We start from the raw sequence: 14,808 nt of genomic DNA, 5'->3' as shown, positions 1-14,808 counted from the left end.
GCCAATGGGGTGGGGTCAGGCCTGGGTGTAGGCCGTCTTCACGGTCGTGTAGAACTCGGCCGCATGGCGGCCCTGCTCGCGCGGGCCGTAGCTGCTGCCCTTGCGGCCGCCGAAGGGCACGTGATAGTCCACGCCCGCCGTCGGCAGGTTGACCATGACCATGCCGGCCTGCGAGTGGCGCTTGAAGTGGGTGGCGTATTTGAGCGACGTCGTGGCGATGCCGGCGGCCAGGCCGAAGGGTGTGTCGTTGGACAGGGCCAGTGCGTGCTCGTAGTCGCGGGCGCGCAGCACGCTGACCACCGGGCCGAACACTTCCTCGCGGTTGATGCGCATCTCGGGCGTCGTGTCGGTGATGAGGGCCGGCGTCAGGTAGAAGCCCGGCGCGCCGTCGGCGTTGCGCTCGATGCGCTCGCCGCCCTGTGCCAGCTTGCCGCCGTCGGCCTTGGCGATGCCGAGGTAGTCGACGTCCTGGCCGAGCTGGCTGGCATCCACCACGGGGCCGATGTCGGTGCCGGCCTTGCGGGCGTCGTCGACCTTCAGCGTCTTCATCTTCTCGACCATGGCGGCGATGAAACGGTCATGGATGCCTTCGGTGACGATCAGGCGCGACGAAGCCGTGCAGCGCTGTCCGGTGGAGAAGAAGCCGCTGTTGACGGCGGCGTTCACGGCCACGCCGAGGTCGGCGTCGTCCAGCACGATCATGGGGTTCTTGCCGCCCATCTCGAGCTGGAACTTGGCCATGCGGCTGACGCAGGCGGCAGCGACCTTCTGGCCGGTCGCGACCGAACCCGTGAAGCTGATGGCCGCCACGCGCGGGTCGTTCAACAGCTTCTCGCCGACGACGGAGCCGCGGCCCATGACGAGGTTGAACACGCCGGCGGGCAGGCCCGAGCGCGACAGGATCTCGGCCAGCGCCCAGGCCGAGCCGGGCACGAGGTCGGCCGGCTTGAAGACGACACAGTTGCCGAAGGCCAGGGCCGGCGCGATCTTCCAGGCCGGAATCGCGATGGGGAAGTTCCACGGCGTGATGAGGCCGACGACGCCGACGGCTTCGCGCGTGACTTCCACGCCGACGCCGGGGCGCACCGAGGGCAGGCTTTCGCCGCCCGGGCGCAGCGCCTCACCGGCGAAGAACTTGAAGATGTAGCCGGCGCGCCCGACCTCGCCAATCGCTTCAGGCAGGGTCTTGCCCTCCTCGCGGGCCAGCAGGTCGCCGAGCTCGGCGCGGCGAGCCAGGATCTCGGTGCCGATGGCGTCGAGGATGTCGAAGCGCTGCTGCGGCGTGGACAGGCTCCAGGCCGGGAAGGCGGCGCTCGCGGCGGAAATCGCGAGTTCGGCTTGGGCGGCGTCGGCCTGGGCGTATTCGCCCACCAGGTCGCGCGTGTCGGACGGGTTGATGTTGCGGGAGACGGCGTGGCCGTCCAGCCATTCGCCAGCAATCAGGTTCTTGAACATGGGCTACTGCTTTATCGGTTGTTCAACGGTCCAGGGCGGGCCGCTTGGGGTTGAAGGTCCAGCCGGGGATCAGGTATTGCATCGCGATGGCGTCATCGCGTGCGCCCAGGCCATGTTGCTTGTATAGCGCATGTGCCTTTTCCACTTCGGCCATGTCGAGTTCCACGCCCAGGCCTGGCTTCTCGGGCACCTTCACGTGGCCGCCGAGGATCTGCAGCGGCTCTTTGGTCAGGCGCTGGCCATCCTGCCAGATCCAGTGCGTGTCGATGGCCGTGACCTTGCCGGGCGCGGCCGCGCCGACATGGGTGAACATGGCCAGCGAGACGTCGAAGTGGTTGTTGGAATGCGAGCCCCAGGTCAGGCCCCAGTCGCGGCAGGTCTGGGCCACGCGCACCGAGCCGGCCATGGTCCAGAAATGCGGGTCGGCCAGCGGGATGTCCACGCTCTGCAGCGACAGCGCGTGGCTCAACTGGCGCCAGTCGGTGGCGACCATGTTGGTGGCCGTGGGCAGGCCGGTGGCGCGGCGGAACTCGGCCATCACCTCGCGGCCCGAGAAACCGTCTTCGGCGCCGCAGGGATCTTCGGCATAGGCCAGCACGCCCTTCATGTCGCGCATCAGGCGGATCGCATCCTTCAGCAGCCAGCCGCCATTGGGGTCCAGCGTCACGCGGGCATCGGGGAAGCGCTCGTGCAGCGCACGGATGGCCTCGACTTCCTCGTCGCCGCGCAGCACGCCGCCCTTGAGCTTGAAGTCGTTGAAGCCGTAGCGCTCTCGCGCTGCCTCGGCGAGCTTGACGACGGCCTCGGGAGTCAGCGCCACCTCGTGACGCAGGCGGCTCCAGGCGTTGTCGGCGTCGGGCTCGGCGTTGTAGGGCAGGTCGGTTTTCTTGCGGTCGCCGACGTAGAAGAGATAGCCCAGCATCTCGACCGCGTCGCGCTGCTGCCCTTCGCCGAGCAGGGCCGCGACCGGCACGCCGAGGTGCTGGCCGAGCAGGTCGAGGAAGGCCGACTCGATGGCCGTGGCCGCATGGATGGTGGTGCGCAGGTCGAAGGTCTGCAGGCCGCGGCCGCCGGCATCGCGGTCTGCAAAGCTCTGGCTGACCTGCTGCAGCACGCGCTGGTGGGCGCCGATGGGCTGGCCGATGACCAGCTGGCGCGCGTCTTCCAGCGTCTGGCGGATCTTCTCGCCGCCCGGCACTTCGCCGACGCCGGTGTGGCCGGCGCTGTCGGTCAGGATCAGGATGTTGCGCGTGAAGAAGGGCGCATGCGCGCCGCTGAGATTGAGCAGCATGCTGTCGCGCCCGGCGACGGGCACGACGCGCAGCTCTTTGATGACGGGTGTGGAACTGCTCATGGAAACTTCAATCCGCCGTGATCTTGCGCTCGGTGATGACCTTCTTCCAGCGCTCGAACTCGGCGGCCTGGAAGGCGGTGAACTGCTCGGGCGTGTTGCCGACGATTTCAAAGCCCTGCTCCAGCAGCTTGGGCTTGACGTCCGGCGCATTCAGCGCGGCGACAACCGCGCCGTGCAGCTTGGTCTTGATGTCCGCCGGCAGACCCTTGGGGGCCGCCACGGCCTGCCACGAATAAACCTGCACGCCCTTGATGCCCAGTTCGTCCAGCGTCGGCACATCGGGTTGCACTGGCGAGCGCTTGGCGCTCGTGATACCGAGTGCGCGCAGCTTGCCGGCCTTGATCTGCGGCAGCGCAGTGTTGATGTTCATGAAGCTGGAATCCACCTGGTTGCCCAGCAGGTCGGTCATGACCGGGCCGCCGCCCTTGTAGGGAATGTGCAGTCCGCTCGTGCCCGTCTGCTGCCAGAACAACTCGGCCGTGATGTGGTCGCTGCTGCCGTTGCCCGAGGTGCCGAAGCTCATCTTGTCGGGGTTGGCCTTCATGAAGGCCAGCACGTCGGCCATGGTCTTGTGCGGCGACGCGGCCGGCACGACCAGCACGTTGGGCGCCTGTACGGCGACGCTGATGAAGTCCAGGTCCTTGGTCGGGTCGTAGCCGATGTTCTTCATCAGGTGCGGGCCGATGACCAGCGGGCCCAGGGACGTGACGAGGACGGTGTAGCCATCGGGCGCCGCACGCTTGACAGCGACGGTGCCGATGGTGCCGCCCGCACCACCGCGGTTGTCGACGACGAAGCTACCGCCGAGCTTCTCCTGTAGCTTGACGCTCAGCATGCGCGCAATGGCATCGGTGGAGCCGCCGGGCGGGAAGGGCACGAGCAGGGTGACGGGCTTGGCGGGCCAGGCCTGGGCCATGGCGGTGCTCGCCATGGCCAGCGTGGCGAGGCTCAGCAGCGCGGAGGTCAGCAGTCGCTTCATCGGTTGGTCTCCTGTTGGAATCGTTGTGGTTTATTGCGGGCCGAGCTTGGAGATCAGCGCGCCGAGCTGGTCGACTTCCGTCGGCAGCATGTCGGACAGCGGCGGGCGCACCGGGCCGGCGCTGTGGCCGACCAGCGTCGCGCCGGCCTTCACGATGGACACGGCATAGCCCTCGCCCTTGTTGCGCAGGGCCACATAGGGGATGAAGAAGTCGCGCACCAGGCGGTCGCAGGTGGCGGTGTCGCCGGCCGCGTGGGCGTTGTAGAACTCCATCGCCGTCTTGGGAATGAAGTTGAAGACGGCCGACGAGTAGACCGGGCAGCCCATGGCCTTGTAGGCGCCGGCAAACAGCTCGGCCGTGGGCAGGCCGCCCAGGTAGGCGAAGCGATCGCCCAGGGTCTGGCGGATGGAGACGAACTTCTCGATGTCGCCCAGGCCGTCCTTGAAGCCGATCAGGTTGGGGCAGCGGTCGGCCAGCACCAGCAGGCTCTGCGGCGTCAGCTTGCAGGCGCCACGGTTGTAGACGACGACGCCGAACTTGACGCTCTTGCAGACGGCCTCGACGTGGGCGATCAGGCCTTCCTGGCTGGCTTCGGTCAGGTAGTGGGGCAGCAGCAGCACGCCTTGCGCGCCCAGGCGCTCGGCCTCCTGCGCGTACTGGATGGCGACGCGGGTGCCACCGCCGGCGCCGGCCAGGATGGGCGTGCGGCCGCGGCAGGTGTCCAGGGCGATCTTGATGATGTCGCTGTATTCGCCCGGCTCCAGCGAGAAGAACTCACCCGTGCCGCCGGCCGCGAACAGCGCTGATGCGCCATAGGGCTGCAGCCACTCCAGGCGGTCGGCGTAGGGCTTGGGCGCGAAGTTCAGTTGCGCGTCGAAGTCGGTCAGCGGGAAGGACAGCAGGCCGGCTTCCAGCACGGCTTTGAGTTCTTGGGGCGACATGGGCGGCTCTCCGAAAGGGTGTGGGGATGCAGAAGTTGTAGGTCATCGTACAACTTGGATCAAATCCACAAAGACTAGGGAAAACCCGCGAGGATCGCTTCTTTACCGAAGGTCAGTTGGCTTCGGCCTGGGCGCGGCGGCGGCGTTCGCGGCTGTTGCTCAGATGAGTGCGCATGGCTGCGCGGGCCGATTCGGCGTCCTGGTTGGCGATCGCATCCAGGATGTTCTCGTGTTCGGTGTTGACCCGGCGCATATAAGCCAGGCGCTCGGCGCTCATGTCCGCCACCGGCTCCAGCCGCGCGCGCGGAATGATCTGGGCGCCCAGTGTCGCCATCAGTTCGGCGAAGTGGCCGTTCTGTGTCGCGCGCGCGATCTCGAGGTGAAACTGGAAATCCGCCGCGACCGAGTCCTGGCCGGCCTCGACGGCGGCGATGACGGCGTCCAGCGCCTTGCGCAAGGCAGCAAGATTGGCTTCGCTGCGGCGTTGGGCCGCCAGGCCGGCGGCCTCGGTTTCCAGGCCGATGCGCAGTTCCAGCACGGCGATGACGTCCTGCAAGGTGCTGAACTGCTCCGGCGTGATCTTGAAGGAGGGCGCATCGCCCGCCCCGAGCACGAAGGTACCGATGCCATGCCGCGTCTCGACCAGCCCGGCCGCCTGCAACTTGGAGATGGCCTCGCGCACGACGGTGCGGCTGACCTCGAACTCCTCCATGATGGCCGCCTCGGTCGGCAGCTTGTCGCCCGTCTGCAACTGGCCGGCGCGGATGCGGTCTCCGAGCGAATCGACCAGTTCAAAAGCCAGCGAACGCGGCCGGCGGCGGGTGATGGGAGGGTGCATTCGCGGGTTTTCCCGGAGTATTGAAGTGGCAAGGGCGTCTAAAGTGGAGTAGTTGTACGACAACTAGACGACGTACAACAAGCCCTGTTCGCACTTTAGCCACGCCGCCGCCGGATATGAATGTCGTTTCTACTCGCCCCCCGCTGACCATCCGCATGCGCGACGAGGACAACGTCGCCATCGTCGCCAACGACGGCGGCTTGCCCGAAGGCACGAAGCTGCCGGACGGCGTGCCCGGCGCGGGCCTGGTTCTGCGAGACAAGGTGCCGCAGGGCCACAAGGTCGCGCTGCGCGACCTGGCCGAGGGCGAGGTGGTGCTGCGCTACGGCGTGCCCATCGGCTATGCGCTGAAAGCCATCCCCGCCGGCAGCTGGGTGCATGAGCGCCTGCTGCAGATGCCGGCGGCGCGTGCGCTCGAAGGCCTGCCCATCGCGACCGTCAAGCCGCCGGCCGTCGAGCCTTTGGCGGGCTACACCTTCCAGGGCTATCGCAACAAGGATGGCTCGGTCGGCACGCGCAACATCCTGGCCATCACAACGACCGTGCAGTGCGTGGCCGGCGTCGTCGCGCAGGCGGTGGCGCGCATCAAGGCCGAGCTGCTGCCGCTCTATCCCCATGTCGACGACGTCATCGGCCTGGAGCACAGCTATGGCTGCGGCGTGGCCATCGACGCGCCGGACGCCGTCATCCCGATCCGGACGCTGAAGAACATCTCGCTGAACCCCAACTTCGGTGGTGAAGTGATGGTGGTGAGCCTGGGCTGCGAAAAGCTGCAGCCGGCGCGCCTGCTGCCACCGGGCTCCTTCCCGATCACCGACGAGCGCGACCCCGCGAGCGGCCCCGAGACCATCTGCCTGCAGGACGATGTGCACGTCGGTTTCATGTCCATGCTCGACGACATCCTCAACAGCGCCAGGCCGCACCTCGAACGCCTGAATGCGCGCCGCCGCGAGACCGTGCCGGCCAGCGAACTCGTTGTCGGCGTGCAGTGCGGCGGCAGCGACGCCTTCTCGGGCGTGACGGCCAACCCGGCCGTGGGCTTCTGCGCTGACCTGCTGGTGCGCGCCGGTGCCACCATCATGTTCAGCGAGAACACCGAGGTGCGCGATGCCGTCGAGCAACTGACCAGCCGCGCCGCCAGCGCGGAAGTGGCCGACGCCATCATTCGCGAACTCGGCTGGTACGACCGCTACCTCGACCGTGGCCGCGTCGACCGCGCCGCCAACACCACGCCCGGCAACAAGGCCGGCGGCCTTTCCAATATCGCCGAGAAGGCGATGGGCTCCATCATCAAGAGCGGCAGCTCGGCCATCTCGCATGTGCTGGCGCCGGGCGACAAGCTGCTGCAAGACCAGCGCGGCCTCGTCTACGCGGCGACGCCAGCCAGCGACTTCATCTGCGGCACGCTGCAATTGGCCGCCGGCATGAATCTGCACATATTCACCACTGGCCGCGGCACGCCCTATGGCCTGGCCGAATGCCCCGTGGTGAAGGTCGCGACGCGCAGCGACCTGGCGCGCCGCTGGCATGACCTGATGGACATCAACGCCGGCAAGATCGCCGACGGCGAAGCCACCATCGAAGAGACCGGCTGGGCGATGTTCCGCCTGCTGCTGGACGTCGCCAGTGGCCGCAAGAAGACCTGGGCCGAGCACTGGAAGCTGCACAACAGCCTGGTGCTGTTCAACCCTGCGCCTGTCACCTGATCCCTCTATGCTTGGGTGCCATGAGCACCCAACCCAGCCCCAGCGAAACCGGCACCGCGCTTGAAGGCGTCACGCGCGTCGTTGCCGAGCCCCTGCGGTTCAAGGCCAAGCTCGCCATCGGCGAGAACGCCTACAAGTCCCTGCGCATGATCAACCGCACCCGCGAAGTCTGGGACGTGCTGGGCGCCGCCGGCGCGGGCGCGGCCGTCGTGAAGTCTGGTGTGCTGGGCATCGGCGCCGCCACCACGCCCATCGGCTGGGTGGCACTGGCTGCGCTGGCCTCGGGCGGCGCCTGCTACGGCTTGTACCGATGGCTGGGCGACACCAAGGGCTCGCGCGTCATCGAGATCCCCAAATTCCTGAACACGCCGCTGGATACCCTGGGCCTGGCCCTCTTCGATCTCATCGCGCCGCTGGCGCTGCGGCTGGCCGCGGTGGATGGCAGCATCGAGCCCGCCGAGAGGCATGCGCTGGTGCAGCACCTGGTGGACGACTGGGGTCTGGATGCCAGCTTCGTCACCCAGGCCATCGCGCAGATCGAGCCGGGCGTCATGCAGGGCTCGGTCGAAGAGATGGCGGCGGAGCTGTCGGCGTTCCTGCATGCCAACCCCGACTGCAACCACAAGGCCATCGCCACCGATCTCGGCGAGTTCCTGCGCCGGCTGCTGGAGGCCGGCGGGCCGCTGTCCGAGGCTGAAGAGACGGCGCTGCAGGCCAGCCTGACGCTGCTGCTGCACGAGCCTGACGGTCCACTCGCCAAGGCCTGGGTCACGGCCAGGTCGGGCGTCGGCAAGGCCGCCGGCCAATTGGGGCATTCGGCGAAGGAAGCCGCCGAATGGACGCGCGAGCGCCTGCCGTCGCCCGAGGAGCTGCAGGCCGCCGCCGGCAGCGTGGCGACCAAGGCCTTGCATGGCGCCAGGGCGGGTGCGGAGCAGCTGGGCACGTCGGCCAAAGACGCCGCCGACTGGACGCGCGAACGCCTGCCATCGCCGGAGCAGTTGCAAGCCGCGGCGAGCACGACCGCGACCCAGGTGGAACAGGGCGTGCGCAAGGTCGCGGCCTGGGCCGAGGAGAAGATGCCCAGTGCTGAGCAGGTCCAGGACAAGGCCAAGCGTTCGCTGGATCTGGCCAAGGCCGGCATTGAAAGAATGAAGAAGCGGCCGCCAGACCGCTGATCTGCTGCCGTTCAAACCCGCGCCGATGAGCTGAAACCACAGGCGAGCGCGCCGCGCGGCAGCCCACTATCCTGCGCGTTCTTCAAGGTTCAGGCGGCAGGACGATCATGCGCATCGCGATCATGGGCTCGGGCGGCGTTGGCGGCTATGCCGGCGCGTGGTTGCAGCAGGCAGGGCATGACGTGGTGTTCATCGCCCGCGGCGCTCACCTGGCCGCATTGCAGCGAGAGGGCCTTCGGATCGAGCACCCCGAGCTTGCGCTGCATCTTCCGCATGTCAGCGCCACGGACGACCCTGCCAGCGTGGGGCCGGTCGATCTGGTGATCTTTGCGGTCAAGCTCTTCGACACGGAGAGCGCGGCCCGGGCCATGGCCGCGCTGGTCGGGCCTCACACGCGGGTGCTCACGCTGCAGAACGGCATCGACAGCGTGGCCATGATCCGCGCTCACCTTGATGCGTCCGCCACGGTGCTGGGCGGTGTGATCTATGTGTCCGCCGTCGTCGCCCGGCCGGGCGTGATCCGCTCACCGGGTGGCCTGCACATGATCGTTGCCGACCGGCTGAATGGCGACGCGACGATGGCCGAGTTGGAGCGGACCGCGGCGGGTCTGGCCGGGCTGTCCGTGAAGCTCAGCGACAACGCGACGCAGACGATCTGGGAGAAGTTTGTCGCCCTGGCCTCGCTGTCCGGCGCCACCTCGCTGCTGCGTGCGCGCATGGGGGCCATCCTTGGCAATGCCGAGACGCGGGCCTTCCAGCGCCAATTGGTGGACGAAGCCGTTGCCGTGGCACAGGCCCATGGCGTGGCGATGCGCGCGGGCCTCGCCGACGAGGTCATGGGCAAGCTTGCCGCGATGCCGGCGGCCTTTCGCTCATCGATGGCCGAAGACCTGGAGCGAGGCAATCGCCTCGAGCTGAGTTGGCTCAGCGGGCGCGTGCATGGCCTGGGCTTGCAACTGGGCGTTGGGACGCCGGCGCACACGGCGGTGTACCGCGGGCTGCTGCTGCATGAGCATGGCGTGGTACCGGTCGAACAGGCATAGCCCCGTGCTGTAGGCCAGGGCCTGCAAATCCAGGTGTAACAGTCCGGCATCATCGACTCGCCATGCTGGGCAGCATGCGGGGCATGAGTGCAGAACACCATCCACTTGCCGGCCAACCCGCGCCGCCCGACATCCTCATCGACGTCGAGGCCCTGCGGGAGGCCTATTTCTCGCGCCAACCCGACCCTTCCTGTGCCGAACAGCTCGTCAGCTTCGGCACCTCGGGCCACCGGGGCTCTTCCCTGGACGGCTCGTTCAATGAATGGCATGTGCTGGCCATCACCCAGGCCATCTGCGACCACCGCAAGCAGCACAACATAGCCGGGCCGCTCTTCCTTGGGGCCGACACGCATGCGCTGTCCGAGCCCGCCTCTCGCAGCGCACTGGAGGTGCTGGCGGCCAACGGCGTGAACGTCATGCTGGCGCCGCCGGGTCAATTCACGCCAACGCCCGCGGTGTCCCTCGCCATCCTGGAATACAACCAGGGTCGCGAGGGCTGGCAGCGCGCCGACGGCATCGTCGTCACGCCTTCGCACAACCCGCCGCGCGACGGCGGGTTCAAATACAACCCGCCCCATGGCGGCCCGGCGGATGGCGATGTCACGGGCAGCATCCAGGCCGCCGCCAACGCCTATCTGCAGCAAGGGCTCAAGGGCGTGCTGCGCAAGGACCCCGAGCAGGCGCTCGCGGCGCTGGGCTGCCATGAGCACGACTATCTGGCCCAGTACGTCGCGGCGCTGCAGCAGGTCATCGATTTCGACGTCATCCGCGGCTCCGGGTTGCAGTTGGGTGTGGACCCCCTGGGCGGCGCCGGCGTGGACTACTGGCCGGCGATTGCCGAGCGCTACCGCCTGCCGCTGACCGTCGTCAGCGATGTGGTGGACCCGCGCTTTGCCTTCATGACGCTGGATTGGGATGGGCAGATCCGCATGGACCCCTCGTCACCCTGGGCGATGCGCAGGCTGACGCAGATGCGTGAGCGCTTCGACGTGGCCTTCGCCTGCGACACCGACCATGACCGCCATGGCATCGTCACGCGCAGCGCTGGCCTGATGCCGCCCAACCACTACCTCAGCGTGGCGGTGGACTATCTGTTCGGCCACCGCCCGGGATGGAAGGCGAGTGCCGCCGTCGGCAAGACCGTCGTCACCACGGCACTGATCGATCGCGTCGCGCAGCGCCTGGGCCGTCGCCTGTTCGAGGCGCCCGTGGGCTTCAAGTGGTTTGCGCCGGGGCTGCTGGACGGCAGCCTGGGCCTGGGCTGCGAGGAGAGCGCGGGGGCGTCCTTTCTGCGCCGCGACGGCCGCGTGTGGACAACGGACAAGGACGGCTTGGCGGCGGCGCTGCKGGCCGCCGAGATCACGGCCCGCACGGGCCGCGACCCGGGCGTGTACTACCAGCGCCTGACTGCCGAGCTCGGCACGCCGCATGCGGATCGGGTGGAAGGCCCGGCCACGCGGGAGCAGAAAGCCAAGCTGGCCGCGCTGACAGCGGCCCAGGTCACCGCGAAGACATTGGCGGGGGATCCCATCGAGGCAGTCCTGAGCCAGGCGCCCGGCAACGGTGCGCCGATTGGCGGCCTCAAGGTGATCACCGGCGGCGGCTGGTTTGCCGCGCGGCCCTCGGGCACCGAAGACATCTACAAGGTCTACGCCGAGAGCTGGCGGGACGAAGCGCATCTACAGCTGCTGCTGCAGGAAGCACGAGGCCTTGTGGATGCCGCCTTAAGCGGCGGCTAGTTCCGCCACGCCTTCGCTCAGAAACACGCAGTCGCCGTCCTGGAACACACGCACCTCGCCGGGCGCGAATGCCTGCCAAGCCTCGTGCGTCAGCGGCTCGGTCGACACCAGGGCCATGCGATCGGCCGGGTTGTTGACGGTGGCCAGGTCCACGCTCAGGTCGCCGTCGCGCAGCGACACATGGCCGAAGGGCGGGCGGCGCTGCAGCCAGTGCAGCTTGGTGGACGCATGGGCCAGCATGGCGCGGCCATCGGTGAGCAGCAGGTTGAAGCGGCCGTGCTCGGCGACTTCGTGGATCCAGGGCGTCAGCGTGGCCGCCAGCTCGAGCCATGCAGGCAGGTGGTCGCCGAAGTGCTGCTCAAGCCGCTGCATCAACCAGCAGAAGGCGCGTTCGCTGTCGGTCTGGCCGGCGGGCGTGAAGCTGCCGTCGAGCGCGGGGTGGAAGTCCTTCAGGTCGCCGTTGTGGGCAAAGACCCAGGTGCGGCCGGCCCAGTCGCGGCGAAAGGGGTGGCAGTTCTCCAGCGTGCGGGCGCCCTGGGTGGCCTTGCGGATGTGGGCCAGGATGTTGCGGGCCCGCACCGGGTGGTGGCCCAGATGGCGCGCCAGTTCGGACTCGGCGGCCGGGCTGTCCTCGACGGTGACCTCGCAGCGCTCGCCATCGTGGAAGGCCACGCCCCAGCCGTCGACATGATCCGCGGTGCGCCCACCGCGGGCGGCGAAGCCACTCAGTGAGAAGGTGGCGGCGGCCGGCTGGCGGCTGTTGAGGGCGAAAAGCTCACACATCGGTGGGGGCGGAAGCTGTCGGTGCTGTGGGAACGCCGCAAGTCTGATGGCGGATGACAGAAAGCCCAACAAAGCTTTTGTCATGAGCTCATGCCTTGCGGCATGTGTCACGCCGCGCGGCGTGCACCCTCCACGAGGGCGCGCTGGGCCGCCATCAGCACCGCCGTCGCCTCGTCGGGCGCGAGCAGTTCGGCGCTGACGAAGGCGCCATTGATGAGCACCGCCAACTGCGCCGCCAACAGTTCGGGCTGGCGGACGTCGAGCCGTTGGGCGAGGGCCATCAGCCGCGAGCGCAGCGCCTGCATGTGGGCGCGCGCCACGCCGCGGGCGGGGTGATCCTGCTCCGCGAACTCGGCGGCCACATTGATCTGCGGGCAGCCGCGGTAGTTGGCGCGCCCCAGGCGCTCGCCGATCCAGCGCATATGCGCGTCCAGCTCGGCCGCGGCATCGCCCGCGTGGTCCGCCGCGACCTGGTCCCAGGTCGCCCAGAAGTCGACGTCCTCTCGCTCCAGGAAGGCCGCGATGAGGTCGTCCTTGGTGCGGAAGTGGCGGTACAGGCTGCTCTTGGCCACGCCGGCCTGCTCGATGACGAGATCGATGCCGACGGCGCGCACGCCGTTCTTGTAGAAGAGATTGGAGGCCACGCCGAGCAGGCGTTCGCGGACGTTCTGGGCTTCCGGGGCGGTTTCAGCGGGCATCTTCATCACGGCGGTCGATTCGATGTTGACACGATACAGACCATTCTGTATCGTTCAAAGAACAGACAGGTCTGTCTCGTTTTAAAGGATGATCATGACCAAGGATTTGGGCAAGCAGGCAATCGCGATTTACGGTGCGGGCGGGCACACCGGGCGTTTCGTCGTCAACGAGGCGCTGAGGCGCGGACTCAGAGTCGTCGCCATCGGGCGGGATGCGTCGCGGCTGCCGGCCGGCGTGGAGGCGCGGGTGGCGGCCGTCGACGATGCGGCTGCGCTGGACGCAGCGCTGAGAGGCTGTGGCGTCGTCATCAACTGCGCCGGGCCGTTTCTCGACACGGCGGCGCCCATCATCGAGGCGGCCCTGCGCGCCGGCTGCGGCTATATCGACGTGACGGCCGAGCAGGCCAGCGCTGAAGCCGTCTTCGAGAACTTCGATGCCCGGGCCCGCGAGGCCGGCGTGGCCGTCATCCCGGCTGCCGGCTTCTACGGTGGATTGGCCGATCTGCTGGCGACGGCGTTGGCGGGCGACGGTGCCGTTCACGACCTGGCCATTGCCATCGCGCTGGATCACTGGTGGCCGACCGAGGGCACGCGCAAGACCGGCGAGCGCAACCAGATGCCGCGCGTCGTGCTGCAAGGCGGCCAGATCGCGCGCATGCCGACGCCGGCGGCGCAGCGCGACTGGGTGTTCAGCGTTGAGCACGGTGAGCAGGCCATGGTCGAGCTGCCTTTCAGCGAAGTCATCACCATCGCTCGCCATCTGCGCGTGCAGAACCTGCGCTCGTGGCTGACGCTGTCGTCGCTTCAAGAGATCCGCGATACCACCACGCCGCCGCCCGCGGCCAGCGACGCGCAGGGGCGCTCGGCGCAGCGCTTCGAGATGGTGGTGCAGGCGGGCGAGGGTCAGAGCGCAAGAAAGGCGGTCGCTCGCGGCCAGGACATCTACGCGGTGTCGGCCCCGCTGGTCGTGGAAGCGGCAGAGCGCATGCTGCAACCGTCCTTCAAGCGCAGCGGCGCGCTGGCGCTGGGCGAGGCCTTCGATGCCAGGGACTTCCTTCAGGCGATCAAGGACGTCGAACTGCAGTGGGGCTGAGGTAGGGCGCCAGCCAGCGCATCTGCGGCTTGTCGCGGCCGTCGGCGTGCGGCTCCAGCGAAAGGAAATAGTCCTTCCACCACGGGCCACCGGCCCACCACAGCCAGCCGTCCCAGACATCGGCGTTGGCCTGCAGATGCAGCAGCGCGCCGGTGACGGCCTGCTCGCAGACGGCATTGGCGCCGCCGCCCAGTTCGCCCAGGATGGCGCGCTTCTTGTTCTTGCGCAGCCATTCGGTGAAGCGCTTGAGCCGCTCGACGCCGATCTCGGGGCTGACGCATTCGGCATTCGTGCCTGAACCGTCCTTGTCGAAATACTGGTGCACCTCGAAGACCATGCGGTCGAGCGGGTCGCTCACCTTGCCCATCACCTCGGCGTTGGGCGTGCCGTACCACTTGGACTCGAACCAGCTCCAGGCGCCGGTGTAGCCGTTGCCGGGCAGGGTGATGAGGTTGGTCGCACCGGTCTTGCGGATGGCGTCGATGGCGGCCTGGGCGGCCTGGCCCCAGGTCTCGGTCGGCATATTGCGCGGCTCGTTGACGAGGCCGAACTGGACCTTGGGGTTGTCCTTGAACTGCAGCGAGAGCCGGCGCCAGAAGTCGGCGAAGGCGGCGAAGGGCACCTCGGGCTTGCCGATGTGCACCTCCTTGTAGGCTGCGTAGTTATGCGGGTCCAGCAGCACATGCAGGCCGCGCGCTGTCGTGCCGTCGACGAACTCACGCAGGCGGGCCAGTTCGGCCGCGTCGAACTCGCCATTCAGCGCGGGCTGCAGCCGCTCCCAGCGGAAGGCGATGCGCATCAGGTTCATGCCCTTGGCCTGGTAGTAGGCCGTGCTGGCGACGCTGGGATAGACGAAGTCCTTGTCGTAGTCGCCGGGGAAGTTCTTCTCGCCCCATTCGGCGCTGGACAGGCTGATGCCGCGCCAGGGCAGCGGCTCGGCCGCGCAGGCGCTCTGTGCGAGGCCTGCCAGCAAACAGAGGGTCAACAGATGTCGCATCTTGGT

The 14,808-nt window shown here is 68.2% G+C and carries 13 protein-coding genes; 5 read left to right on the top strand and 8 right to left on the bottom strand.

What is annotated here, in order from left to right; genetic code table 11:
• Positions 1-15: 15 nt before the first annotated feature.
• The 5 genes from AC1D2H_RS00715 to AC1D2H_RS00695 form a co-directional block, all read right to left on the bottom strand.
• A complete protein-coding gene (locus AC1D2H_RS00715; RefSeq protein ID WP_477933087.1) occupies positions 16-1,455 on the bottom strand; it encodes an aldehyde dehydrogenase family protein in 1,440 nt (479 codons plus the stop codon).
• A gap of 22 nt (positions 1,456-1,477) precedes the next feature.
• Positions 1,478-2,809 carry a glucarate dehydratase gene (gene gudD / locus AC1D2H_RS00710; RefSeq protein ID WP_478009523.1) on the bottom strand — a complete coding sequence of 444 codons (1,332 nt, stop codon included), beginning with the start codon at positions 2,807-2,809 and terminating at the stop codon, positions 1,478-1,480.
• Positions 2,810-2,816: 7 nt separating this feature from the next.
• Positions 2,817-3,788, bottom strand: a complete 972-nt coding sequence (locus AC1D2H_RS00705) for a Bug family tripartite tricarboxylate transporter substrate binding protein (protein WP_477933083.1) — start codon at positions 3,786-3,788, stop codon at positions 2,817-2,819.
• 30 nt (positions 3,789-3,818) lie between these two features.
• Positions 3,819-4,730 (bottom strand): 5-dehydro-4-deoxyglucarate dehydratase, encoded by a 912-nt coding sequence (kdgD, locus tag AC1D2H_RS00700; protein ID WP_478009522.1) that lies wholly within the window; start codon positions 4,728-4,730, stop codon positions 3,819-3,821.
• Between the two features lie 112 nt (positions 4,731-4,842).
• Complete coding sequence (locus AC1D2H_RS00695) at positions 4,843-5,568, bottom strand: FadR/GntR family transcriptional regulator (protein ID WP_477933079.1); 726 nt, start codon at positions 5,566-5,568, stop codon at positions 4,843-4,845.
• A gap of 116 nt (positions 5,569-5,684) precedes the next feature.
• On the opposite strand from AC1D2H_RS00695, the gene garD reads away from it, so the two are divergent.
• The 4 genes from garD (at position 5,685) to pgm (ending at position 11,231) form a co-directional block, all read left to right on the top strand.
• Positions 5,685-7,274 (top strand): galactarate dehydratase, encoded by a 1,590-nt coding sequence (garD, locus tag AC1D2H_RS00690; RefSeq protein ID WP_478009521.1) that lies wholly within the window; start codon positions 5,685-5,687, stop codon positions 7,272-7,274.
• Positions 7,275-7,294: 20 nt separating this feature from the next.
• A complete protein-coding gene (locus AC1D2H_RS00685; protein ID WP_477933075.1) occupies positions 7,295-8,449 on the top strand; it encodes a tellurite resistance TerB family protein in 1,155 nt (384 codons plus the stop codon).
• Between the two features lie 107 nt (positions 8,450-8,556).
• Positions 8,557-9,492 carry a ketopantoate reductase family protein gene (locus AC1D2H_RS00680; protein ID WP_477933073.1) on the top strand — a complete coding sequence of 312 codons (936 nt, stop codon included), beginning with the start codon at positions 8,557-8,559 and terminating at the stop codon, positions 9,490-9,492.
• Positions 9,493-9,575: 83 nt separating this feature from the next.
• Entirely contained in the window at positions 9,576-11,231 is a 1,656-nt protein-coding gene (gene pgm / locus AC1D2H_RS00675) for a phosphoglucomutase (alpha-D-glucose-1,6-bisphosphate-dependent) (RefSeq protein WP_478009520.1), read from the top strand.
• Here pgm and AC1D2H_RS00670 read toward each other — a convergent pair.
• On the bottom strand, positions 11,217-12,014 hold the full coding sequence (locus AC1D2H_RS00670) for a class II glutamine amidotransferase (RefSeq protein WP_478009519.1): 798 nt from the start codon (positions 12,012-12,014) through the stop codon (positions 11,217-11,219). The two genes, pgm and AC1D2H_RS00670, sit on opposite strands and share 15 nt — an antisense overlap.
• A 107-nt stretch (positions 12,015-12,121) precedes the next feature.
• Complete coding sequence (locus tag AC1D2H_RS00665; protein ID WP_478009518.1) at positions 12,122-12,718, bottom strand: TetR/AcrR family transcriptional regulator; 597 nt, start codon at positions 12,716-12,718, stop codon at positions 12,122-12,124.
• Positions 12,719-12,806: 88 nt separating this feature from the next.
• Between AC1D2H_RS00665 and AC1D2H_RS00660 the strand changes: the two genes are divergently transcribed.
• Positions 12,807-13,805, top strand: coding sequence for a saccharopine dehydrogenase NADP-binding domain-containing protein (locus tag AC1D2H_RS00660; RefSeq protein WP_478009517.1), 999 nt, complete (start codon positions 12,807-12,809; stop codon positions 13,803-13,805).
• Here AC1D2H_RS00660 and AC1D2H_RS00655 read toward each other — a convergent pair.
• Positions 13,777-14,802, bottom strand: a complete 1,026-nt coding sequence (locus AC1D2H_RS00655; RefSeq protein WP_478009516.1) for a glycoside hydrolase family 5 protein — start codon at positions 14,800-14,802, stop codon at positions 13,777-13,779. The two genes, AC1D2H_RS00660 and AC1D2H_RS00655, sit on opposite strands and share 29 nt — an antisense overlap.
• Positions 14,803-14,808 lie beyond the last annotated feature (6 nt).

It is taken from the genome of Roseateles sp. P1_C1_2 (genome assembly GCF_056406535.1).
Note: the sequence above shows the minus strand (reverse complement) of the source record. Positions and strands in the feature narration are given on the sequence as shown.